We start from the raw sequence: 23,172 nt of genomic DNA, 5'->3' as shown, positions 1-23,172 counted from the left end.
CTCGATATGTCGCAGAAGAAACCGACGCTCAGCGACGTGGCCACAGCCGCCAGGGCGTCGAAATCCGCTGTTTCCCGCGTGCTCAACGACGAGCCCGGCGTGGCCCCGCAGACCCGCGAACGGGTGCGCAAGGTCATCGCCGCGCTGGGATACCGGCCCGATCCGGTGGCCCGGGCGCTCGCGTCCGGGCGCAACGACGTGCTCGACCTCGTGGTCGTCGGCTGTGCCGGTTCGTTCGGGGACAACTCCTACTTCAACCGGGTCACCGCGGGCGTCGTGCAGGAGACCGCCGACACCGACGCCCACCTGCGCGTCCACGTGATCGAGGACGACGAGGCACCGGCCCTGCTGGAGCGGATCGCCGACTCCGCCAGCCTCGGTGCGCTGCTGGTCAACGTCGCGCCGGCGCTCGTGGGGGAGCTGTATGCCCGCTACGACCGCGTGGTGGTGCTGGGCCGCTCCGCGGAGGGCGTGCCGTCGGTCGACCCGGAGAACACCGAGGGCGCCTACGCCGCGGTCCGCCACCTGCAGCAGACCGGCCGGCGCCGCATCGCCGCGATCCACGGCCCGGTGCGCAGCAACACCGACGCCGCCGCCCGCCGCGACGGCTATCAGCGCGCGATGCGCGAGGCCGGCCTGCCGGAGGTCACCGCCGAGGGCACCTACAAACGCGAGCAGGCGTACGACCAGACGGTGCGCCTGCTGGCCGAACACCCCGACCTGGACGCGTTCTTCGTCGCCAGCGACCTGATGGCCACCGGCGTCATGCAGGCCCTGGCCGACCTCGGCCGCCGGGTCCCCCAGGACGTCGCGGTCGTCGGTTTCGACGACAGCCTGATCGCGGCCTGCACCAGCCCACCGCTGTCCTCGGTGCACCAGCCGGTCGAGCAGATGGCCGCCGCCGCGACCCGGGCCCTGCTCGACGGCCGCACCGCGCCCTACTGGCGTTGTGTCTTCCCGACCACCCTGCACGTCCGCGGCAGCTCAGCGGCGCTCACCATGGCGTGAGCATCCGCACCGCCTCGTCGGCGCGTCCCTGCCGGATCAGCACCGTGGCCAGCAGCTCGCCCGGCGGCAGCACCGCCTCGGCCTCGTCCAGCCGCCCGGCCTGGGCGAGGAGATCGCCGAGGATCGTGGCCGCGTAGGGCTCGCCGCCCTCGGAATGGGCCCGTAGCTCCACGATCGCCTGCTCGGTGCGACCGGTCGTCCCGAGCACCCGGCTGCGTTCGACGAAGAGCTCCAGCGACATCCCACCCTCGGCGGCGGCCACCTCGTCGATGAACGCGAGCGCCTCGTCGGCGCGGCCCTGGCCGATCATGGTCTCCGACAGCCGGCCGATGATCCAGTCACGGTCCCCGGTCATCGTCCGGATGAACGGCATCAGCATCGCGATCGCCTCGCCGGCCCGCCCATGCCGGGCCAGGAGTCCGGCCAGGTGGTACGCGGCGTTCGGTGAACCGTCCTCGAGGGCCGGCTGCCACAGCACGACGGCCTCGTCCATCCGCCCCAGCTCGGCCAGCATCTCGGCCAGCCGCGTCACGGCGTGCTCACCGCCCGCGCCGGCGGCGAACTCCCGGAGCTGCTCCTCCCGCCCGTCACGAGCCAGCAGATCCGCCAGCACCCGCACCTGATCGACGTGGGGAACCTGGCCCCGCACCAGCTCGAGCGCCTCGTCGTACCGTCCCAGCCCGGCCAGCCGGTACGCCAGCATCCGTACCGGACCCCATGCACCGCCCGCCGCGTGCCCGCGGAGGAGCTCCAGCGTCCCGGCGGCCGGCCACCACCCTGTGCCGGCGAACGGGCGCAGGAGCTGGGGCGCCTCCGCCGGCCGTTTCCGGGCGAGTTCGTCGGCGCAGTGCCAGTCGCCGTTCTCGGCGAGCCGGCGCACGAGGTCCGTGTGCCCGTGTTCCAGGAGGGCCCCCACTACCGTTCTGGGGATGCTGTGAGGATTCATCGCGCGTGACGGTAACTGAGCGACACCCGCAGCGACCTCTCCAGGGAGGCCTGGTCGCCGGCGCCGAGCGTGGCGCGCACGTCGCCGAGGATGCGTTCGCCCAGGGCCAGTGCCTTCTCCGGGTCCCGGGCGTCCTCGGTGTACCGGGCGACCAGTCTGACCTGGGCGTGCAGAGTGCGCGGATCGGCCGGTCCCAGCAGCCGGTCGTGGTCGGTGGCCAGCTGTGCCATGAGCGCCACCTCGCCGGCGGTGTCACCGGTCCACCGGTGCGCGGCCGCGTGCTGCTCACGGGCCTCGACCGTCGCCGGGTGGACCGGCCCCAGGCGCCGCAGGCGGGCCGCTGCGAGCCGGCCCCAGGACGCGGTCACCCGGGCGCGGACGGCCCGCTCGTCGGACGTACGGGCCTGTCTCGCGTACGCGCCGGCGAGCTGGACCCGGGCCTCCTGCGTGCCGGGTTCGTCGGGACCGATCCGCTGTTCCCGCATCGCCACCTGCCGTTCCCAGCCGGCGGTGATCCGGTCGTGCAGGGCCTCGGCGCGGTCCTGCTGGTGGACCTGTTCGTGGAAGGAGGCCAGGGCGGTCCAGCTCGCCAGCGTGTCCGGGTGGGCCGGGCCCAGCACCCGGGCCCGTCCCGCAGCGGCGGTCTCCATCGCGTCGATGGCCTCCGGCAGGCCGTACCCGCCGCCGTTGTAGCCGATGTGCAGGTAGGCCAGGGCCAGTTCGTGCCGGGCCGTGAGGGTGTCCGGGTGGCGGGGCCCGAGGGTGCGCCCCCGGGCCTCGGCCACGTGTTCCAGAGCGGTGCGGGCGTCGTCGTCGCGTCCGTCCGCGAGGTGCTCGAGGGCGAGCCGCAGCCGGGTCCCGAGCAGGACGGGGTGGTCGGTGCCGAGGAGCCGCTCGCCCGCCGTGATCATGGCCGCGAGATCGGCGCTGCGATCCTGCCTCATGATCAGAGCTTGTTGTACCGGTGCCGGGCCCACAAGTAGCCCGTCAGGGCGATCCCGGCGCACCAGGCGACGGTGGTGATCAGGTGCCCGCCGGGGGAGGTGCCGGCGAGCAGGGCCCGGACGGTCTCCATGAACGGCGTGAACGGCTGGAACTCGGCGAACTGGCGCAGGCCGGCCGGCATCGTGTCGGTGGGGACGAAACCGCTGCCGAGGAACGGCAGCAGGGTCAGCGGCATCGGGGTGTTGCTGGCCTCCTCGACGGTCTTCGCGACCAGGCCCAGGGCCACCGCGAGCCAGGTCAGTGCGAACGACACCATGCCCAGTACGGCCGCGACGCCGAGCCACGCGGCCGGGTTCGCGGTCGGGCGGTAGCCGATCGCCACGGCGACGCCCAGCACGAGCGACAGGACCACGAACGTCTGGATGAGGCTGCCGAGCACGTGCCCGGTGAGGATCGAGACCCGGGCGATGGCCATGGTGCGGAACCGGGCGACGATGCCCTCGGTCATGTCGGAGGCGACGGAGATGGCGGTGCCGGTGGTGGCGCTGCCGATGGTCAGCAGCAGGACGCCGGGCACCACGAACGTCAGGTAGTCGCCGCGGTCGCCGCCGAGGCCCGCGCCCAGGGTGGCGCCGAAGACGAACACGAACAGCAGCATGAAGATGATCGGTAGGCCGGCGAGCATGAACGTCAGTGACGGATACCGCAGCATGTGCCGCAGATTGCGACGCAGCATCGTGTTCGAGTCGCGCAGGGCGAACGTCAAGGTCGTCACGGGGTGGGCTCCTTCGTCAGGGCCAGGAACACGTCGTCGAGGTCGGGGGTGTGCACGATGAGCCCGTCGATCTCGACCCCGGTTCCATCCAATGTGGACAGTAAGGTCCGCAGGAAGCGCACGCTGCCGTCACCGGAAACATCCAGGGTGAGCCGGTCGGCCTGGTCGTGCGGGGCGTGCGGGGCGGGCAGGTTCAGGGCGCGGGCCGCCGCGTTCAGGTCGGCGGGGGCGGTGAAGGTGAGCGTGACGTGGCCACCGGGGACGAGCCGCTTGAGCTCGGCCGGAGTGCCCTCGGCGACGATCCGGCCGCCGTTGAGCACCGCGATCCGGTCGGCGAGCTGATCGGCCTCCTCCAGGTACTGCGTGGTGAGCAAGATCGTCACACCCCGCCCGGCCAGGTCACGGACGGTGTCCCACACGGCCCGGCGCCCCCGCGGGTCGAGCCCGGTGGTCGGCTCGTCGAGGAACACCACCCGCGGCGTCGCGACCAGGCCCATCGCGATGTCCAGGCGGCGCCGCATCCCACCGGAGTACGTGGCCGCCGGGCGGCGGGCCGCCCCGGTCAGGTCGAACAGGTCGAGCAGCTCCGCGGCCCGGACCCGGCCGGGACGGCGCCCGAGGTGGTGCAGGTCGGCCATGAGGATCAGGTTCTCCGCACCGGTCAGCAGCCCGTCGACCGCGGCGGCCTGCCCGGTCACCCCGATCGCGGCCCGTACCGCGTCGGGATCGGTGCGTGGATCCGCGCCGGCGACCCGGACCTCGCCGGCGTCCGCGCGTACCAGGGTGGTCAGGATGTTGACCGTCGTGGTCTTGCCCGCCCCGTTCGGGCCGAGCAGGGCGAGGATCGACCCCGCGGGCACGTCCAGGTCGAGACCGTCCAGCACGGTGGTCTTCCCGTACGCCTTACGCACGCCGGCCGCGGTGATCATGCCGCCACCGGGGCCCGGACCACGTCGATGTCACCGAACGACGTGCGGGCCTTGATCTCGACGCGGCGTTCGTCCTGCCCCGGTGCGTCGCCCGCGGCCAGCTCGCTGCGTACCTTGCCGAACGTGGTGTTCAGGTCGAGGTAGGCGGCCGAGCCGGTGGCGACACCGACCCGCAGCGACCCGGAGGCGGTCTTCACCGAGACGCTGCCGTGGCTGACCTCGTCGACCCGGATGCTGCCGCTGGCGGTCGACGCGCTGACGTCACCACCCGCGGAACCGAGCAGGATGTCACCGTTGGCGTTGCTCACCTTCGCGTTGCCGGTGACCCGGCCGACCCGGCTGTGCCCGTCGCTGTTCTTGAGCACCAGGTTGCCGTCGACCACGGCCACGTCGGTGGCGCCGGTGGCGGTGGTGATCCGGGTTTCCCCGGCGGCATGGTCGACGACGACCGCACCGGCCGAGGAGTGGATCTCCAGCGTGCCGGTGCGCTCCAGGCGCACGTCCCCGGTAGCCGTCTTGATGTAGACCGGGCCGAGCGTGCCGGTGCCGTGGAAGGCGCTGAGCGCGGCGGTGGCGTGCAACCGCGAACCGGACGGCAGGGCCACCTCGACGTCGACCGACCCGGGCTTGCCGAACACGCCCAGCCCGCGCGGCCTCGGGGCGCGCACCAGCAGCTTGTCCCCGCTGAACTCGACGACGGTCGCCTCGGCGGCCTGCACGTCACGCTCGAGGCCGGGGTTGCTGGGACGCACGTCGACGACGGTGTCGGTGCGGTCGCTCGCGGCGATCCGGACGTCGCCGACCTGCAGCTCGAGGATCGCGTGGATGGGGGCGGGGGACTCGAAGACGGGCACGGTAGTTCCTTTCGGGGCAGGTTTCGTGGCGGGTGCGGAGGGCGGGTTCATCGGGCCCAGCCGGTGTAGCGCTGACCGGTGAGCGGGGCGCGGCCGGTCGGCGGCCGGTCGGTGGTGGACGACGAGGGCCGGCCGCTCTGCTGGACGGCGGCCGAGGCTGCCCGTACGAGCCAGGCGTTGACCGACAGGCCCTCGCGGGCCGCGGCCTCCTCGATGCGCGTTTTGAGCTGCTCGGAGAGGCGGAAGTTGATCCGGGAGACGGCCCCCTCGTCCGGCTCCGGCATCGATGGCGCCACCGTGGTGTCATCCGGCATCACCGTGGCATCGTTGCCGTGTGCGTGGGCGTAGGCGGTCATGTCGACGACGAACGTGGGGTCGCCGCTGCGCCATTGCACGTCGACGCGCCCCGGCGCCAGGTCGCGGGTGATCTCGTCGGCGGCGCTGCCTAGGGCATCCAGCATGGTCAGCCGGAAAGCGGACTCCAAGGGTGAGGTGAGCCGGTCGGCCAGAGCCCGGGCGTCCGGCCCGCCGAGCTCCGCGGCGTTCGCCAGCTCCTCCCGGAGCCGGGCTACATACGTGGTCAGGTCCATGGCGCCACTATGGCATCACCATGGCGCTACGCGCAACCCGTTCAGCCGAAGGCGTCGGGAACGACATGCCGGGCGACGCTCGGCGGGTGTTCGGCAGCCACCGACACGATCGACCGCATCACCGCCCTGGCCCCGGAGACGATCGTGGTGGACCTCGCCGCTGTCACGTTCGCCGGTTCGATGCTCGCCGGCTTCGTAGCAGGACTCCACCCTGCCGTACCCGCCGCGGCGGCATCGGTGTTCTGCCGGCCCGTCGGCGGTACAAGGATGCGATGCAGCCGTACGTGAACGTGGAGCCCCGGCGGTCTGATGAGCGCATCGCAGCCGATCGTGCGTCGCCGGGGCGGTGCCTGAGCGGGTCGGACCCGCACGTGACGCCACCGGATCGACGAGAGCCGACGATCAGGGCTGACGACGACCCGAACAGTCGGACATGCCGGGAGCGGGGATGCGGGTCCGCGTCCGGGTTTGCGGTCTTACCCTGGCTGCTGGGTGTCATCCTGTCGGTTGGCGCCCGTCGCGTTGATGCCGGCGTTCGAGCTGCCGTTCGCGGGTGTGTCCGCGGTGGGTGCCTCATCGGTGGTGAAGGTGCCGCTCTCCGCGGCACCGGAGACGTGCTGGTCGGTGCTGCTGCCCGCGCCGGCGATGACCTCGTCCTCGTTCGCATCGGTGTCACTCGTGGTTCCCGTGACCGGGTTTCTCGCCGGCACGGTGCGGCGGTCCGGGCTCTCCGGCTCGCCCTCGCCGGTCTCCTTTCGCGTGACCTCGGTCAGCTCGTGCTCCTCGGCGAAGTCGCCGGTGTCGTCGTCAGGATCACCGATGGATTGCATACTCACTCCGCTCCGGGATGGGGCTGCTGAGGCTGCGGACCGTGCCGCCGGTCGCGGCTACCCGCCCGGTGGGGCGGTAAACCCCCGGTAGGCGCGTCGGTTTGTCACCGGCCCTCACCGGCACCGGTCCGGTGCTGGGACAGGTACCGACGGTCGACGGTGAACTGCGCGACGGTGAGGAAGGAGGGATTGGCCGCTTGTGGTTGGCGCAGCACCTTCAGGTCCGCCAGGGTGGCGTCGGCCCGGATCGTCCGGCGGCTCATCCAGGCGGTGGGCGGGGCGATGGTCAGGTCCAGGGGCGCCTTCCAGCGGTGGTCGTCCGGGTCCTGCCGGGCCGGGGCGGTCAGAACGCCGAGACCCCAGATTCCGTACGCCAGGTCGTTTCGCCGGCTGCCGCTGGCCCAGAACACGACCGGCTGGCCGGCCCGCCTGAGCCACATGCGATAACCAGAGTGGACGCACCAATGGCTCACATGGGGATCGGCGGCGAACCGTCCGGCCTGGTCGGCGTTGCCCTTGAGCACCCACGCCCCGAGGTCTGCGGTCGTCACCCGGGGCGCGATCCCGGGTTTCACCGGCCCGCCTCCGGCAGCGTACGCAGCGGAAGGTCGATGGTGTGGCCGTGCTCGATCGGCTGCGGAGGTGGCTTCTCCGACGCGGTCGTGCACCTGTCGTCAGCCTCTGGCTGTGGCGCACAAGGGTTCGTGTCGGCAATGAACGTGGCCGAGCCGGTGGATCGGCCCGCCCAGCGGGTATGGGTCGGGTACGGCACCACCGACGAGCACAAGGAGAACAATGAGTTCCGCAATCCCGACCATCTCGCTCAACGACGGCCGGACCATCCCGCAACTGGGCTTCGGTGTCTTCCAGGTTCCGCCGGAAGAAACCCGCGCGGCGGTCGAGACGGCCATCGAGATCGGCTACCGGCACATCGACACCGCCCAGATGTACGGCAACGAGGCCGGCGTGGGCGAGGCCGTCAGCACATCCGGCCTGGACCGCAGCGAGTTCTTCATCACCAGCAAGCTCAACAACGGCTTCCACGAGCCCGACGACGCCCGCAGCGCGTTCGACGACACCCTCAAGGCACTCGGCACCGACTACGTCGACCTGTTCCTGATCCACTGGCCGATGCCGGCCAGCTACGGCGGTGACTTCGTGCAGACCTGGAACACCCTCGAGGAGTTCTACCGCGAGGGCCGGGCCCGCTCGATCGGCGTCTCGAACTTCACGCCGCACCATCTGGGCCGGCTGCGCGCCGAGACCCAGGTCCGGCCGGCGGTCAATCAGATCGAAGTGCACCCGTACCTGACGAACGACGCCCTGCGTGCCTACAACACCGACAACGAGATCGCGACGGAGGCGTACTCCCCGATTGCTCAGGGCGAGGTCCTCACCGACCCGGTGATCACCCAGATCGCTCGTGAGGTGGGCAAAAGCCCCGCACAGGTCGTCCTGCGCTGGCACATCCAGCGCGGCGACATCATCTTCCCGAAGTCGAAGACGGCCGAACGGGTCCGCGAGAACTTCGAGATCTTCGATTTCGAGCTCGACGGCGGCGCGATGGGCAGCATCACCGCCCTCGACCGCGGCGACAAAGGGCGCACGGGGGCCAACCCGGACACCATGAACCAGGGGGCCAAAAGCTGACCACTGCCCGTCCCGACGCAACCGACCTCGACGGTCGCCCGAGGGTGTTCCTCCATCCGCCGACCGGCAGATTCACTCATCGATCATCGACGAGGTCCGCGGAGGCCACCCGGGGGTTACAGGATCGACGGGATATCCCCGGTCATCGTCTTCTGGAGTTCGAGGGCGAGCGTGGCTAGCCGGCGAGAGCGTATGTCTCGTCCCGGCGGCGGGGGCGGCGGATCAGGCGGGCCGCCAGGGGGACCGCGCCGAGGCAGGTGGCGCCGATCGCGGTGAGGACCAGGCCGGGGCCACCGGTGCTGCTGCCGCCGGTGAGGGCGCCGACCCCGGCGAACGCGCTGACCCACAGGGTGGTGCCCAGCGCGGACCAGAGGGTGAAACGGCCGAGCGGCATGCGGGAGACGCCGGCGGCGATCGGCACCACCGAGTGCACGAACGCGACGAAGCGCACCAGCACCAGGGCCGGCGCGCCACGGTCGCGCAGGTAGTTCTCGGCGCGGTCGAAGCGGGCGGCGCCGATGCGGTTGCCGAGCCAGGTGCCGCGCAGCCGCGTACCGAAGGCCCGGCCGGCGGCGTAGGCAACGAGCTGGCCGCACAGGGCTCCGGCGGTGGCCGCGACGATGACGGCGGCGAAGCCGGCCGGCCCGTCCTGCAGCCCGCCGGCCAGCATGACCACCGACTCGCCCGGCACCAGCAGTCCGAGCAGGAACGTCATCTCGATCGCGGAGCAGGCGAACGCGACGAGCAGGACGAGCCGCGGGTCGAGAGTGGACAGGTAGTCCACGAAGGCGGTGGTGGCGTTCGTCAGATCGGTGAGCACGGGTTCAGCCTGCCGGGCAGGTACCCGGGAGGCCATCGGGTCATACCCCGAGAAATCCCTGAGAGGGCTCAGTAGCCGACGCTGAACGTGGCGTCCTGTTTGTCGGCGGCGGCGGACGAACTCGTGACGGGATCGATCCGCAGCACGTAGTTGGCGTGGCGCAGGTAGCGGTCCGGATAGTTGTAGGACCGGAACGACGTCCAGCTGGAGTCCGCGAATCCGGGGACCCGGGTGAAGGTGGCGTCGGCGTTGAAGGAAGCGGTGCCGTCGTTCGCGGCGAGCACCATGGCGTAATTCGAGTGCCGCAGGTACATCGCCGGGAAATTCACCGATCGGAACGACACCCCGGCCGGATCGGCCAGGCCGGGGACCAGGGTCCAGAGCTGATCCTGGTACGGGTCGAACGGGTACGCGTCGATCCGCCCGACATTGCTCGCGTGGCGGATGTAGCGGTCGGGGAAGTTGTACGACTTGACCCTGTTCCAGGCCGGCGTGCCCCACGTGCTCTGCATCCCGGACAGTTCCGCGGCGGTGATCGCGGTGATGCCCAGGTGCTTGGAATTCAACGGCTGGGTGTACGCGCGGTCGTTGAGCAGTGTCCACGAACCGCCGGCCGGATTGCTGGTCTGCCAGCAGAAGAACCGGCCGTTCGGGCTCCACGTGTCGCCCCACATGTACCAGACATCCGACGTGTTCGACTTGGTGATCTGCGGCGCCTCCACGCCCCGGCCCGGCGTGATCGCGCCGGTGAAGATGCTGAAACTGCCCGGGTTCAGGGTGCTCGACCGGGTGCCGAGCAACGTGCTGTTCGTATTGTTCTTGAAGTACATGTAGTTGACGCCGCCGACGGTGAGGAAACTGCCGTCGATCGCGTCGTACCCGGGGTCGAAGAACGTCTGGGGGGTCGTCGCGGTGACGAAGTCGGTGGTGTAGTTCGACAGGAGGACGTTGTGGCCCCCGACGACGGCGGAATAGACGATCAGGTACTGACTGCGGGCGGCGTCCCACACGGCTTCCGGTGCCCAGGCGTGGGTGGCCAGGGAATGGACTTTCAGCAGCCGGTAATTGCGGAACGTGCGCAGGTCGGCGGAGTCCCAGACGTGCAGGTACTGGCTCTGGTACGCCCAGTCGGTGCCGTAGAGGTCGGTGGCCAGCACGACGAACGTGCCGTCCTGTTTGCGCAGGATGAACGGGTCACGCAGTCCTTTGCTGCCCAGCGTCGGGGTGGCGACCGGGTTGTTCTGGTTGAGCGGGGTCCAGCGCAGCCCGTCGGCGCTGACCGCCAGGTGCAGGCCGTAATTGGCGGCGCTCATGGTCGGCGACTCGGTGAAATACGCCATGGCGTAACCGGAATAGGTCGCCGCGCGGGCCGCCTCCGGCAGCAGCAACGCTCCCGCGGTGGCACCACCGACCGTGGTCAGGAATCCCCGGCGCTTCATTTCGCGATCGCCGTCCCGTGCCGGCAGCCGGCGCAGGTGACCGCGCTGAGCCCGGTCCACGTGTTCAGATCCGAACTCGTCGCGGTCCACACCCCGCCGTTGGTGTACTTGTCGACGTAGATGCGCCAGCTGCCGTTGTCGAGCCGGACCAGCGACGGCCCTTCGTACCCGGAGGTCCACAGGTTTCCGCGGTTGACCCAGCCCTCGGTCAGGTTCGCGGTCGTGGTCCAGTGCTCGATGTATTTCGTGGTCTCGTTCTTGGTGAACGCGTGCCACGTGCTGCCGGATTTCACGACGAAGGTGTCGATGTGGTTGGTGCCCAGACCCCACATCTGCGCGGGGCCGCTCCAGGACGTCAGCGCGCTGTTCTGGGCGGTGTAGACGTACGGCCGGAAGCACGCCGAACACGTGCTCGCCGCGACGCTCGTGATGAGCCGGACGGTGCTGCCCTCGACGTAGAATTCCGGTGCCCAGGTGTATTTCGTGTTCGCGATCCCGGAATTCACGCTCGCGATGTTCGTCCAGGTCACCAGGTCGGCGCTCGACGCAATGTTGAAATACGTCGAGTTCGTCGTCCACGACTGCACGGTGTAGGCCGCGTAATAGCGCCCGTTGTACTTCAGGATGCTCGGATCGCGCAGCACCCCGGTCGGGCCGCGGAAGTTCGTATCGGTCAGCACGTTGTAACTCGTGCCACCATTGGTCGACTGATAGACCCACAATTCCTCGTCGGCGGCGGCATCACCCTTGAACGTCGCGTAGACGAGGGTGGTCGCAGCCGAGGCGGGCGAGGGCAGGACCAGCCCGCCCAGCAGCAGCCCGATCAGGGCCGTGAACAGCACAAACGGTCGTCGCATGCCGCCTCCAGCGCTACCTGTTGCATCGAAGTTTCTAAATGATTGCGTTCACAATTCACGCTGTCAAGGACGCGCGAACGACGGCTGGCAGGATGGGGTGGTGAACGTTCACACGCTCGGTGACGCCTTCTTCGACCGGCTCAACCGCCACGACCCGCTGGGCGCGAGCCTGGTCGGGCTCACCGCCTACGACGCCCTGCTCCCGGATCCGCGCGCCGCCGCGGACGAGGCGGCGGCCGCGTCGTTCCAGGAGACCGTGCTGGCGTTCACGCCCACCGATGGTGACGCCGTTGCTCGTGCGTTTGTGGCCGGTGGGGGTGACGCCGTTGCTCGTGCGTTTGTGGCCGGTGGGGGTGACGCCGTTGCTCGTACGTTTGTGGCCGGCGGCGGTGACACCCGTGCCCGTTCGCTCACGCCCGCCGGCGGTGACGCTCATGCGCTTGTGGCCGGCGACGGCTTACTCCCGGGCGGGGTTGCCGACGGCTTCCTCCCGGGCGGGGCTGCCGATGGCGACGACATCGATCGGGACGTCCTGCGCTGGATGGCCGGTACCGCCGCCGAGGAGGCCACCCATTGCCTGTGGGAGGCGAATGCGTCGGCCACCGCGTACGCGTCGCCGCAGGCCCTGTTCTTCATGGCCGGAAGTGCTCAGCGGCTGCACGGCGCCGCGGCGTTCTTCGACGGGCTCGCCGATCGCTACCGGGAGGCTTCCGGGCGCGGACGGCCCAGCACGCGCGCCGGGATCGCGCAGGCGGTCACGCAACTGGACGAACAGCATGCACGTTTCGACGGCAACGTGCGCGCGGCGATGCAACGCCTCGTCGAAACGCTCAGAGGCGAACTCTCCGCGGTCGCCCGCGACGATGAGCACGTCGGCATTCTGCACGTGCGTGGCGGCGAGGACGGCTACCGGGCGGCGGTCGCGGCGCACACCACCACGGACCTCACGCCGCGGGAGGTCCACGACCTCGGGCTGCGGTTGCTGGCCGATCTGGAGGCGGAGTGGTCGCGGCTGGGACAGCAGGTCTTCGGCGTCGGCGACCCGGCCGCGGTGCGGGCGCGGCTGCGCGACGACCCGGCGCTGCGGTTCACCACCGGCGACGAGATCGTCACGGCGGTGGCGGCCGCACTCGACCGGGCCCATGCCGCGTTCCCGGGCACCGCGCGCTGCCTCGTCGAACCGGTCGACGACCCCGCCGCACCGCCCGCGTACTACCTGCCACCGGCCGCGGACGGCAGCCGGGCCGGGACGGTCTGCGTCGTGACCACCGACCCGGGCCAGCGCTCCACCTTCGGCTCCGAGGCGCTCGCCTTCCACGAGGGCGTACCCGGCCACCACCTGCAGGCCGTCGCGTCCCAGGCGCTCATGGCGCTGCCCGACTACCGGCGTTACGTCGACACCCGGCTCGGTGCCTACGTGGAGGGCTGGGCGCTCTACGCCGAGCAGGTCGCCGAGGACCTCGATCTCTACTCGTCGCCGCTGGCCCGCCTCGGCCGGGTGTCGTTCGCCGCGGTGCGGGCCGGCCGGCTGGTCGCGGACACCGGGATGCACGCGTACGGCTGGTCACGTGAACAAGCCCGCGTGTTCGTTCGCGCACATACGGCCTTGTCCGCGGCGGGGGTGGCGCAGGAGGTGGACCGCTACATCGGCTGGCCGGGTCAGGCCCTCGCCTACAGCGTCGGGGCCGGCGAGATCCTGCGGCTGCGCACCCTGTCCCAGGCGGCGCTCGGCCCACGCTTCCGCCTCGAGGACTTCCACCAGCGCGTACTCGGCTCCGGTGCCGTACCGATCGGCGCGCTCGCCACGATCATCGACCGGTGGGTGCGGTCGTGAGGGTCCGGCACACCTCGTTCGTCGATGTCGCGGCGCGGGTCACCCGGCCGGACCACATGATCGAATGGCGTGGCGACGAGATCGTCGGTGTCGGACCGGACGACGGCGGCGCGCTGATCGACGGCGACATCGAGGGTGCCGGACTGTACGCACTGCCCGGCCTCATCGACTGCCACGTGCACGTCACCTCGATCAGCGCCGACGAATGGGCCGACTCCGGGCACCCGGCCAGCTACGTGGCCGCGCACGCCACCCGGACACTCGCCGCGACCCTGCGCCGCGGGTTCACGACGGTCCGCGACGCGGGCGGGGCGGACCCGGGACTCGCCCGGGCGCTCGGCGAAGGGGTCATCACCGGGCCCCGGCTCTTCACGTGCGGCAAGGCCCTGTCGCAGACCGGCGGCCACGGCGACCTGCGGCCCCGGGGGCGCGAACTCTGGGATCCGCACCCGGACGTACCCGGCATCGGCCGGATCACCGACGGGCCCGACGCGATCGTCCGGGCGGTCCGCGAACAGGTCCGGCGCGGTGCCACGTTCGTGAAACTCATGCTGTCCGGCGGGGTGACGAGCCCGGCCGACCGGATGGACGGTGTGCAGTTCTCCGACGACGAAGTGCGCGCGGCGGTGTCCGAGGCTGCACGCTTGGGCGTCTATTGCGCCGGGCACGCGTACACGCCTGAGGCTGTTCATCGCGCGATCGAGCTCGGCGTCCGTACGATCGAGCACGGCAACCTGATCACCGCGGCGTCGGCGGCCCTGCTGGCCGCCCGCGGGGTGTTCCTCGTCCCGACCATGGCCACCTACGAGGTGCTGGGGACCCGCGGGCCCGAGCTGGGCCTGTCACCGCAGAGCGTGCAGAAGCTGACAGCCGTCGGCGGCCATGCGGTCGAGGCGCTGCGGCTGGCCCAGGAGGCCGGGGTCCGGATCGCTTTCGGTACGGACCTGCTCGGCGACATGTCCACCGCCCAGAACCTGGAGTTCGCGCTCCGGGCCCAGGTTCAGCCGTCCTGGGACGTCCTGGCGAGCGCGACCCTCGTCGGCGCCGACCTGCTCGGCGAGACCGGCCGCCTCGGCGTGCTGGCCCCGGGTGCCGCCGCCGACCTGCTGCTGTGCCGCGCCGACCCCGGCCAGGACGTCCGCGTTCTCGCCGACCCGCAGAAAGCCCTGGCCACGGTCGTCTCCCGCGGCCTCGTTCACCGCGTCTGAGCCGGCTTCGTGCTGGGCGGCTTTGTTCACCGCGTCTGAGCCGGCTTCGTGCTGGGCGGCTTTGTTCACCGCGTCTGAGCCGGCGCGGTGCTGCGCAGCGTTGTTCACCGCGCCTGAGCCGGTTCCGCGCTGGGTGGCTTTGTTCACCGCGTCTGAGCCGGCGCGGTGCTGCGCAGCGTCGCTCGCCACGCCTCAGCCGGTTCCGCGCTGGGCGGCGTCGTTTACCGCGCCTGAGCCGGCGCTGTGCTGCGTGGCGTCGCTCACTGTGCCTGAATCTGCTCCGTGCTGCCCGCGACGACCACCTCGGTGCCGGTGCGGCGGATCGCGTCGATGCCGGCCTGGTCGGCGCTCGTGTCCGTGACCAGCGTCGCGACGTCCGTGATGGCGCAGATGCCCGCGAGGCAGACCTTGCCGACCTTGGAACCGTCCGCGACCACGATCACCCGGTCCGCCCGGCGGATCATCTGCGCGTTCGTGTTCGCCTCGATCTCGTCGTGCGTGGTCAGACCGCCCCGCGCACTGATGCCGTCAACACCGACGACCGCGACCTCCATGTTGAGACCGGCGAGCGCCTGGTCCGCGATCGGCCCGACCAGCTCGTACGACTGGGTGCGCGACACCCCACCGGTCATGATCAACTTGAGCCGGGGCCGCAGCGCCAGCTCCGCCGCGATGTTGAGCGCGTTGGTGACCACGGTCAGGTCGACCCGTTCGGCCAGCAGCCGGGACAGCAGGTGCGTGGTCGTCCCGCCGGTCAGCCCTAGGGTCAGCGGACCGTAGGGCAGCAGTTGCGCCACCCGCTGCGCCACCAGAGCCTTCTCCTCGCGGTGCTGACCTGTCCGATACCGGACAGGCAGTTCATACGCGACGTCGATGGCCACCGCGCCACCATGGGTGCGGGCGAGAAGTCGCTGATCCTCGAGCACCTGAAGATCACGCCGGATCGTGGCGGGCGAGACGAAGAACTCCTCCGCTAGGTGGCCGGCGTCCACCGACCCGTACTTGCTGACCCGTTCCAGGATCTCCGACACCCGGTCGGCGCGACGTAGCGAACTCTGGGTCATGGCTCCTTCTCTCCGCCCTGTTTGATCAAACGCGCAGTCACTTTAGTTCGTTTCCAAGCGAATCTCCAAGATTCCTTGCGCGCTTGTGGATAACCGCCAACAATCCCGCCATGACAGTGATCGCCTTCCTCGGCGCCGGCAGCGTGGTCTTCACCCGCGAACTGCTCGCCGACATCCTCACCTTCGACGAGTTGCGCGGGGTCACCCTGGCCCTGCACGACATCGACGCGGAACGTCTCGAGACCGCCGAGGCGATCGCCCGGCGTACCGCGGACCAGCTCGGCGCCAAGCCGGAGATCACCACCAGCCTGGACCGCCGCCGGGTCCTCGACGGCGCCGACTTCGTCATCAACGCCATCCAGGTCGGCATGCACGAGGCCACGGTCCGCGACTTCGAGATCCCCGCGAGGTACGGCCTGCGCCAGACCATCGCCGACACGCTCGGCATCGGCGGCATCTTCCGGGCGCTACGCACGTTCCCGGTGCTGAGCGACATCGCCGCGGACATGCGCGAACTGTGCCCCGACGCCTGGCTGCTCAACTATACGAACCCGATGGCCATGAACATCGGCTACCTCGCAGCGGTCGCCCCGGACCTCAAGGCGGTCGGCCTGTGCCACTCGGTCTTCTGGACCGTCCACGACCTCTGCGACCTCGTCGGCGTCCCGATCGACGAGGTCGAGTACCGCGCGGCCGGCGTCAACCACCAGTCCTGGCTGCTGCGCTGGGAACACCGCGGCGAGAGCCTGTACCCCAGACTGGACGAGCTCCTCGCCGCCGACCCGGACCTGCGCCGCCGCGTCCGGATGGACATGTACAGCCGGCTCGGTTACTTCCCGACGGAAACGAGCGAACATTCGAGCGAATACGTCCCGTGGTACCTGCACCACGACGACGAGATCGCCCGTTTGCGTATCCCCGTGAGCGACTACCTGCGCATCAGCGCGGACAACGTGACCGAATACCACGAGACCCGCCGCGCCGTGCTCGCGGGAGAACCCCTCGACGTCAGCCGCGACGCCACCGAATACGCGCCGCAGGTCATCCACAGCATCACCACCGGCACGGTCCGCCGCATCCACGCGAACGTCGCCAACACCGGCCTCATCACCAACCTCCCCCAGGGGTACGCCGTGGAGGTCCCCTGCGTCGTCGACGCGCTGGGCGTCCGCCCCGAACACGTGGGCGACCTACCGTTGCAGTGCGCGGCGCTCAACCGCTCATTCGTGAACGTCGGCGAACTGACCGTCCGAGCAGCCCTGACCGCCGACAAACGCATGATCCGCCAAGCGGCCATGTCCGACCCGAACACCGCGGCGACCCTGACGGTCGACCAGATCTGGTCCCTCTGCGACGACCTGACGGCAGCCCACGGCAACCTCATCCCCGAAGCCTTGCGCTGACACCCCCACCACCACATCACGCAGTCCACCACGCTTCCCGCGTTGGTCCAGTCCGCGACGGCGTGTTCCTTTGCGGGGCCGGCCCGCGGGTCCGGTCATCGCGCGTGGTGCCGCCGCCTCCGGAGTCGCCTGCTGCTGTTCTGCGGGGCCGGGACGTGCCTGGGCCCAGGCAGGCCCCGGGCCCTGGGGTCATGGCTGCCTGGTCGTGTCCGTCTGCCTAAGGCGCTGTAGCTGCCCATGTCGTGCCGCCGGGTTCATCTCCCGGCGGCACGTTCAGTTCGTCGGGGCGGACGCGCGTTTGCGGGTGATACGCGGTACACCCGGCCCGCTTGCCGTCGATCGAGCGTTGGGTGACGGTCACAATGACCACCGGCCTCGATGACCGCGGCTGGACGGCTGACGGCTGACGGCTGGACGGCTGACGGCTGACGGCTGACGGCTGACGGCTGACGGCTGACGGCTGACGGCTGACGGCTGACGGCTGACAGCTGGACGGCTGACAGCTGGATTGCTGACGGCTGGACGATGCGGGCACGGCCCCAAACGTGCATGCAGCCGGTTGCGTGCGTGCAGATCCGATCCCGATGTCGGCGGTCGGCGACCGCAAGTTCGATGATCGAAATGTCATATATATCGCTCCGCGACAGGTCTTGAGCAGGCCGTTGGTCTTGTCGCAAGGTGCGCTAACGGCGACCGGAGAGCCCGGAAACGCGCAGTGCAAGGTGCTCGTTTCATGTTCACATCTTGTGAAGCGAATACAAACGAGCATAATCCTCGACCATGAACGACACGTCCGAGGAAATCGCCAGTCAGCCTGCGGTCTGGGCCCAGGCCCTTGCGCTCACCGACGTCGCGCGGCGGGAACTCGCCGCTCCGGGGGAGCGGGTGCTGCTGTTGGGGTGCGGCACGAGCTGGTTCGTCGCGCAGAGCATCGCCGAGCTGCGGGAAGGTGCCGGGCTCGGCGAGACCGATGCGGTCTGTGCCTCGGAGTACCGCCCGCGCCGCCACTACGACCGGGTCGTCGCGATCTCCCGGTCCGGCACCTCGACCGAGGTCCTGGACGCACTGCGACAGGTGCCGGCGGGCACCCATCGGGTAGCGATCACCGCGGTCGACGGGATGCCCATCGACTCGCTCGCCGAGGCGCGGATCCTGCTCGATTTCGCCGATGAGCGCAGCGTCGTGCAGACCCGGTTCCCGACGACCGTCCTGGCACTGGCCCGCGCCGCGTTCGGCGAGGACCTGACGCACCTCGTCGACGACGGTAAAGCTGCGCTCGTTTCGTCGCTTCCCGCCGATCCGGCCACGATCGAACATCTTGTGTTCCTCGGAACCGGATGGACGGTGGGGCTCGCTCATGAGGCGGCGCTCAAGGTTCGGGAGGCGGCACAGGCGTACTCGGAGTCGTACCCGGCAATGGATTTCCGGCATGGACCGGTCGCTGTCGCCGGCGCCCACAGTCTGGTGTTCTCGTTCGGTGACGTGCCCGTCTCGCTCGATGAGGTCGGCCGGTCCGCCGGCGCGACCACCTATCGCGACCAGCGTGATCCGCTGGCGCAGCTCGTCCTCGCCCAGCGGTTCGCGATCGCGCTGGCCGCGCACCGTGGTTTTGACCCTGACAATCCCCGACTGCTGACCCGCTCGGTGGTTCTGACCGACGCGGCCTGAAAACTCCCTCTTCCTTAAGAGATCGAGGTTCGCAGTGATGACATCCTGGACCGGCCGGCCGGGCCGATTGCTGGCCGTGGCGAGCACAATGCTGCTACTGGCGGCGTGCTCCGGTGGCACGAGTGACGACGGCAAGGACGCGGCGGAAGGGTACGACCCGGCCGCCGCCGTCACTATCACCTGGTGGACCGGGCAGACCACGGAGGCCGAGAAGGTCGCCGAGCAGCTCGCCGCCGACTATCACACCGCGCACCCGAACGTCACGATCAAGACCTCGGCCGGTGCCGCGACCACTGACGACCTGCTCACCAAGCTGTCCGCCGGCTTCGCGGGCGGGACCTACCCCGACGTCTCGTACGCGTTCGGGAGCTGGGCCGGCGAGCTCGGCGCCAGTGGCCGTACCCAGGATCTCACCGCATTTGTCAACGATCCGTCGTTCGCCTGGGACGAGATGCCCGCGGCGGCGCGCACGACGGCCACCGCGGACGGCAAAGTGATCGGCGTACCGGCGCTCGTGGACAACCTCGCGCTCATTTACAACAAGAAGTTGTTCGAATCCAAGGGCGTTGCGACACCGACGGACGACTGGTCGTGGGAGGACTTCCGCGCGGCCGCGCAGAAACTGACAGACACGAGCACCAATACGTACGGCACGGCCTACTCGGTGTCGGGCAGCGAGGACACCACCTGGCACCTGTGGCCGCTCCTGTGGCAGAACGGCGGCCAGATCCTCGACGGCACGAAACCCGCGTTCAACTCCGACGCCGGGGTCAAAGCCCTCGAGACGCTGCGGGCGATGGCGGTCGACGACAAGTCGATGTACCTGGACCAGACCGACGAGAAGTACGTGCCACTGTTCGCCAGCGGCCACATCGGCATGATCATCAACGGGCCGTGGTCGTTGCTGGACCTCAAGAACGCCAAGATCGATTACGGCGTGGCGGCGCTGCCCGGTGTCAACGGTGATCACCAAACTGTCTCCGGGCCCGACCTGTGGGTACTTTTCGATCACGAGGACGCCAACCGCGCCGGGGCCAGCCGCGACTTCGTCAAGTGGCTGACCAGCGCGCAGACCGACGCGAAGTGGAACCTCGCGGTCGGCAACCTGCCACTGCGCACGACCGAGAAGGACACCCCCGAGTTCGCCGCGTACGTCAAGGAGTACCCGGGCGGGCAGAAGTTCTTCGACAACCTGGCCAACGCGAAGCAGGCCCGCCCGACCGTCGCCGGGTACGAGTCGATGAGCCGGGCCGTCGGTGACGCCGTCGCCGAGGTGCTGCAAGGCGCCAAGCAGCCGAAAGAGGCGCTGGACGAGGCGGCGAAGAAGTCCGCCGGGGTCTTGGAGGACTGATGGCTCTCACGTTCGCGGCGACCCCGCGTACGCAGCACGGCGCGCCACCCCGGCCACGCGGCAGGCGTGGCCGGGCCCTGCGCCGCAACCTCACCGGGTGGGGTTTCGCGGGACCCGCGACGCTGCTGGTCATCGGCCTGTCGATCTTCCCGGCGGTGTGGGCGTTCTTCATCTCCCGCACGAAGTGGAACGGCATCGCCCCGGCGACCGGCATCGGCTGGCGCAACTATGAGCGCATCGTGCAGGATCCGGACGCCGGCGCCGCCGCACAGCACACGCTGACGTTGACGGTTCTGTTCGTTCCGGGCTCGATCCTGCTCGGCATCCTCATCGCGGTGGCGCTCAACCAGAAGATCCGGCTGATCGGTTTCTATCGAACGTGCATCTTCGTACCGTATGTGGCGTCCGCAGCGGCCACCGGCATCCTGGCCAGCTTCGTGTTCAATCCGCAGTTCGGCGCTGCGAACGAGGTGCTGCGCCGGCTCGGGCTGCCGGCACAGGGATTCTTGGAGAGTTCTGGTCAGGCACTGCTCGTCATCTGTCTGATCGCGCTGTGGGGAGAGGTCGGTTTCTGCGCGGTTGTGTACCTCGCGGCACTACAGGACATCCCCAAGGAACTGGTCGAGGCGGCGACGGTCGACGGAGCCAGCCGGTTCCGCGTGTTCCTGCACATCACGCTGCCGGAACTACGCCCGGTCACCGTTTTCACGGCGATCTGGCAGACCATCACCGCGATGCAACTGTTCGACCTGATCTACACCACCACCCGCGGCGGGCCGATGAACAGCACCCAGACCGTCGTCTACTACATCTACGAACTGGCATTCCAGACCCAGAGACTGGGGTACGGGGCAGCGCTCGCCTATCTCTTGTTCGCCGTGACCATGCTGCTCACACTCCTGGTGTTCTGGTACAACCGGCGTAACGGAACGGAGGCGTTCTGATGAGGTGGCGCCTGCCGTTCAGCCCCTGGCACCTGCTGCTCATGCCGCTCGCGCTGATCTTCGTCATCCCGCTGGTGCAGATGGTCCTGACGTCGTTCATGACCTCCGCCGAGATCAACCAGTTCCCCCCGAAGATCATCCCGAGCAGCCTCCACCTGGAGGGGTACCGCACGCTTCTGAGCGAATCGCACATCGTGCGCTGGTTCGCGAACACCGTCCTGGTGTCCACGATCGCCGTGGTTGCACACTTGGTGCTCTGTTCGCTCGCCGGCTACGGATTCGCGCGCCTCAAATTCGCGGGCCGGGGGATCGCGTTCCTCGCGATCGTCGCCACGGTCATGGTGCCGATGCAGCTCCTGATGATCCCCACCTACCTGATGTTTGCCCGGGCCGGCATCGTGGACACTCTCGCCGCTGCGTTCGTACCGTGGCTGGCCTCGGCTTTCGGCATTTTCCTCATGCGCCAGTTCTTCCTGGGCCTGCCGGTGGAACTCGAGGAGGCGGCCAGGCTGGACGGCTGCAGCACGCTGCGGACGTTCATCAGCGTCGTGCTGCCCCTGGCCAGACCGGCGATGGCGACGCTCGCGGTGTTCACGTTGTTGTCCAGTTGGAACGATCTGCTCTGGCCGTTGGTCGCCATCTCCGACGACACCAAATTCACCCTGCAGGTCGGCCTGGCGAGCTTCCAGGGCACCCGGCGTACGGAATGGTCGCAGCTCATGGCCGGGAACGTGATCGCGACCCTGCCCCTGATCGTGGCATTCCTCGTGGCTCAGCGCCGCTTCGTCGCGACGATGACGTTCACCGGGTTGAAGGGCTGAGCCGGGCGAATGTCACCTGTGTCAGGTAGCGCTTGCTGATCCGGCCCTGATGGTCGCGGTCGATGAGCGTTTGCAGGCATGCGAACAGGGCATTGCGCGCCTTGCGCTCAAGCGCGCGATGACCTGAATACGTCATGAGCAGATCCAGGTAGGCGCTCGTCGGGTAGACCTGCTCCCACTCGTAGCGCCGGAACACCGCAGCATCGAACCGGCCTGAGCGGTCGATCTCGCTCGCCTCCCGGGGGATGTCGGCGGCGGGCTTCAACCGCAAACCCGGTGTCGTCTTCGGATCGAAACGCTCATAACAGGACTGCGCGTCCACGAAGAAGCGCTCAGTCCCACCGGCCACATGTTCAGAATGAACAACCGCGAGAGCGCCACCCGGGCGAAGGACCTCAGCCGCCTTACGCACGCGGACCGCCGGGTCGACCCAATGGAAGGCGGTCGCGGCAAGGACAAGATCGAAAGGCGCCACGGGTGGCGTCCAGTCCTCGAACGCGCCGATCTCGACGGTGACACCGGGGAAGCCCGCAAGATTGCGCCGGGCAACGGCTGCCATGGCGGAACTCAGCTCAACGCCGACCACGGTGCATCCCAGCAGCGCCAGCGCCCGGGTGGCCTGCCCGGTCCCGCACCCGATCTCCAGAACGCGCGAATGTGCGGTCAACCCGGCCAGCTCGGCCAGGTCGGCGAACATCCGCTCGGGGTACCCGGGGCGCGAACGGTCATAGAGCTCGGCATCCTGCCCGAAGACGGCACGCAGGAACTCGCGGTCGGTGTCGTCGTCGCTCACAATCGGACACTACTGCCCGGCAACAGCTCATCAGCGCGCGCAGAGGAAGTCACCTGCTGCCGCCGCCGAGCCGGCCCTGCTCCTACCCCGGCGCCGCCTCGCTCTGGCGGGTGCGTGCGCCTGGCTTGGCGGGGTGCGTGTGCCTGGCTTGGCGGGGTGCGTGTGCCTGGCTTGATCGGGTGCGTGCGCCTGGCTTGACCGGGTCCGTGCACCTGGTTTGACCGGGTCCGTGCACCTGGTTTGCCGGGTCCGTGCACCTGGCTTGGCTGGGTCTGTCCATTTGGCCTGGCCGCGGCCGTCCTCGTGCATATAGGCAAGGCCCAGTGTTGCCGCCTGCGAGGCGGCGGCGCGTGGCGCCCCGACGCAGGATTCCGTTGACGACGCGGTGCTCACCGTCGGCGCGACCTGTTCCGATTACTTGACCTTTATTCGATGTCGGCGCA

General features: G+C 69.6%; 23 protein-coding genes. 10 read left to right on the top strand and 13 right to left on the bottom strand.

What is annotated here, in order from left to right:
* The first annotated feature begins 6 nt into the window (after positions 1–6).
* A complete protein-coding gene (locus ACIA6A_RS20880; protein ID WP_396099385.1) occupies positions 7–1,008 on the top strand; it encodes a LacI family DNA-binding transcriptional regulator in 1,002 nt (333 codons plus the stop codon).
* On the opposite strand, the gene ACIA6A_RS20875 is transcribed toward ACIA6A_RS20880, so the two are convergent.
* The 6 genes from ACIA6A_RS20875 to ACIA6A_RS20850 are packed head-to-tail and all read right to left on the bottom strand — an operon-like array spanning position 995 to position 6,047.
* On the bottom strand, positions 995–1,954 hold the full coding sequence (locus ACIA6A_RS20875) for a hypothetical protein (protein ID WP_396099384.1): 960 nt from the start codon (positions 1,952–1,954) through the stop codon (positions 995–997). The two genes, ACIA6A_RS20880 and ACIA6A_RS20875, sit on opposite strands and share 14 nt — an antisense overlap.
* Positions 1,951–2,898, bottom strand: a complete 948-nt coding sequence (locus ACIA6A_RS20870) for a tetratricopeptide repeat protein (protein ID WP_396099383.1) — start codon at positions 2,896–2,898, stop codon at positions 1,951–1,953. The genes ACIA6A_RS20875 and ACIA6A_RS20870 overlap by 4 nt, the downstream gene beginning before the upstream one ends.
* A 2-nt stretch (positions 2,899–2,900) precedes the next feature.
* Entirely contained in the window at positions 2,901–3,674 is a 774-nt protein-coding gene (locus ACIA6A_RS20865; RefSeq protein ID WP_396099382.1) for an ABC transporter permease, read from the bottom strand.
* Entirely contained in the window at positions 3,671–4,603 is a 933-nt protein-coding gene (locus ACIA6A_RS20860) for an ATP-binding cassette domain-containing protein (RefSeq protein WP_396099381.1), read from the bottom strand. Before ACIA6A_RS20860 ends, ACIA6A_RS20865 begins: the two co-directional genes overlap by 4 nt.
* Positions 4,600–5,457 (bottom strand): DUF4097 family beta strand repeat-containing protein, encoded by an 858-nt coding sequence (locus ACIA6A_RS20855; protein WP_396099379.1) that lies wholly within the window; start codon positions 5,455–5,457, stop codon positions 4,600–4,602. The genes ACIA6A_RS20860 and ACIA6A_RS20855 overlap by 4 nt, the downstream gene beginning before the upstream one ends.
* Positions 5,458–5,504: 47 nt before the next feature.
* Positions 5,505–6,047, bottom strand: coding sequence for a toxin-antitoxin system HicB family antitoxin (locus tag ACIA6A_RS20850; protein ID WP_396099378.1), 543 nt, complete (start codon positions 6,045–6,047; stop codon positions 5,505–5,507).
* A gap of 9 nt (positions 6,048–6,056) precedes the next feature.
* On the opposite strand from ACIA6A_RS20850, the gene ACIA6A_RS20845 reads away from it, so the two are divergent.
* On the top strand, positions 6,057–6,335 hold the full coding sequence (locus tag ACIA6A_RS20845) for a hypothetical protein (protein WP_396099377.1): 279 nt from the start codon (positions 6,057–6,059) through the stop codon (positions 6,333–6,335).
* Positions 6,336–6,523: 188 nt separating this feature from the next.
* On the opposite strand, the gene ACIA6A_RS20840 is transcribed toward ACIA6A_RS20845, so the two are convergent.
* Together ACIA6A_RS20840 and ACIA6A_RS20835 are read right to left on the bottom strand one after the other, a co-directional pair.
* Positions 6,524–6,877: a hypothetical protein gene (locus tag ACIA6A_RS20840; RefSeq protein WP_396099376.1), complete on the bottom strand. Its 354-nt coding sequence runs from the start codon at positions 6,875–6,877 to the stop codon at positions 6,524–6,526.
* 104 nt (positions 6,878–6,981) lie between these two features.
* A complete protein-coding gene (locus tag ACIA6A_RS20835) occupies positions 6,982–7,428 on the bottom strand; it encodes a hypothetical protein (protein ID WP_396099375.1) in 447 nt (148 codons plus the stop codon).
* Positions 7,429–7,672: 244 nt separating this feature from the next.
* Here ACIA6A_RS20835 and ACIA6A_RS20830 point away from each other — a divergent pair, with 244 nt between their 5' ends.
* Positions 7,673–8,527, top strand: coding sequence for an aldo/keto reductase (locus ACIA6A_RS20830; RefSeq protein WP_396099374.1), 855 nt, complete (start codon positions 7,673–7,675; stop codon positions 8,525–8,527).
* 175 nt (positions 8,528–8,702) lie between these two features.
* Here ACIA6A_RS20830 and ACIA6A_RS20825 read toward each other — a convergent pair whose 3' ends face one another.
* From ACIA6A_RS20825 to ACIA6A_RS20815, 3 genes are all read right to left on the bottom strand, one after another.
* Positions 8,703–9,347, bottom strand: a complete 645-nt coding sequence (locus ACIA6A_RS20825) for a DedA family protein (protein WP_396099373.1) — start codon at positions 9,345–9,347, stop codon at positions 8,703–8,705.
* A gap of 68 nt (positions 9,348–9,415) precedes the next feature.
* Entirely contained in the window at positions 9,416–10,786 is a 1,371-nt protein-coding gene (locus tag ACIA6A_RS20820) for a glycoside hydrolase family 43 protein (protein WP_396099372.1), read from the bottom strand.
* Positions 10,783–11,643 (bottom strand): family 43 glycosylhydrolase, encoded by an 861-nt coding sequence (locus ACIA6A_RS20815; RefSeq protein ID WP_396099371.1) that lies wholly within the window; start codon positions 11,641–11,643, stop codon positions 10,783–10,785. The genes ACIA6A_RS20820 and ACIA6A_RS20815 overlap by 4 nt, the downstream gene beginning before the upstream one ends.
* A 100-nt stretch (positions 11,644–11,743) precedes the next feature.
* Between ACIA6A_RS20815 and ACIA6A_RS20810 the strand changes: the two genes are divergently transcribed.
* Both ACIA6A_RS20810 and ACIA6A_RS20805 read left to right on the top strand, forming a co-directional pair.
* Positions 11,744–13,477 (top strand): DUF885 domain-containing protein, encoded by a 1,734-nt coding sequence (locus tag ACIA6A_RS20810; RefSeq protein ID WP_396099370.1) that lies wholly within the window; start codon positions 11,744–11,746, stop codon positions 13,475–13,477.
* Entirely contained in the window at positions 13,462–14,685 is a 1,224-nt protein-coding gene (locus ACIA6A_RS20805; RefSeq protein ID WP_396099369.1) for an amidohydrolase family protein, read from the top strand. The genes ACIA6A_RS20810 and ACIA6A_RS20805 overlap by 16 nt, the downstream gene beginning before the upstream one ends.
* A 260-nt stretch (positions 14,686–14,945) precedes the next feature.
* On the opposite strand, the gene ACIA6A_RS20800 is transcribed toward ACIA6A_RS20805, so the two are convergent.
* The gene (locus ACIA6A_RS20800; RefSeq protein WP_396099368.1) at positions 14,946–15,749 is read right to left on the bottom strand and encodes a DeoR/GlpR family DNA-binding transcription regulator; all 804 of its coding nucleotides are present in this window, start codon (positions 15,747–15,749) and stop codon (positions 14,946–14,948) included.
* 110 nt (positions 15,750–15,859) lie between these two features.
* On the opposite strand from ACIA6A_RS20800, the gene ACIA6A_RS20795 reads away from it, so the two are divergent.
* The 5 genes from ACIA6A_RS20795 to ACIA6A_RS20775 all read left to right on the top strand — a co-directional run bounded on the left by ACIA6A_RS20795 (position 15,860) and on the right by ACIA6A_RS20775 (position 21,936).
* Positions 15,860–17,152 (top strand): alpha-glucosidase/alpha-galactosidase, encoded by a 1,293-nt coding sequence (locus ACIA6A_RS20795; protein ID WP_396099367.1) that lies wholly within the window; start codon positions 15,860–15,862, stop codon positions 17,150–17,152.
* 780 nt (positions 17,153–17,932) lie between these two features.
* Entirely contained in the window at positions 17,933–18,820 is an 888-nt protein-coding gene (locus ACIA6A_RS20790; RefSeq protein ID WP_396099366.1) for an SIS domain-containing protein, read from the top strand.
* Between the two features lie 37 nt (positions 18,821–18,857).
* Entirely contained in the window at positions 18,858–20,171 is a 1,314-nt protein-coding gene (locus ACIA6A_RS20785) for an ABC transporter substrate-binding protein (RefSeq protein ID WP_396099365.1), read from the top strand.
* Positions 20,171–21,115 carry a carbohydrate ABC transporter permease gene (locus tag ACIA6A_RS20780; protein ID WP_396099364.1) on the top strand — a complete coding sequence of 315 codons (945 nt, stop codon included), beginning with the start codon at positions 20,171–20,173 and terminating at the stop codon, positions 21,113–21,115. Before ACIA6A_RS20785 ends, ACIA6A_RS20780 begins: the two co-directional genes overlap by 1 nt.
* Entirely contained in the window at positions 21,115–21,936 is an 822-nt protein-coding gene (locus ACIA6A_RS20775) for a carbohydrate ABC transporter permease (protein WP_396099363.1), read from the top strand. The genes ACIA6A_RS20780 and ACIA6A_RS20775 overlap by 1 nt, the downstream gene beginning before the upstream one ends.
* On the opposite strand, the gene ACIA6A_RS20770 is transcribed toward ACIA6A_RS20775, so the two are convergent.
* Positions 21,917–22,729, bottom strand: coding sequence for a class I SAM-dependent methyltransferase (locus ACIA6A_RS20770; protein ID WP_396099362.1), 813 nt, complete (start codon positions 22,727–22,729; stop codon positions 21,917–21,919). The two genes, ACIA6A_RS20775 and ACIA6A_RS20770, sit on opposite strands and share 20 nt — an antisense overlap.
* Positions 22,730–23,172 lie beyond the last annotated feature (443 nt).

It is taken from the genome of Actinoplanes sp. NPDC051494, assembly GCF_044454705.1.
Classification (GTDB): domain Bacteria; phylum Actinomycetota; class Actinomycetes; order Mycobacteriales; family Micromonosporaceae; genus Actinoplanes.
Note: the sequence above shows the minus strand (reverse complement) of the source record. Positions and strands in the feature narration are given on the sequence as shown.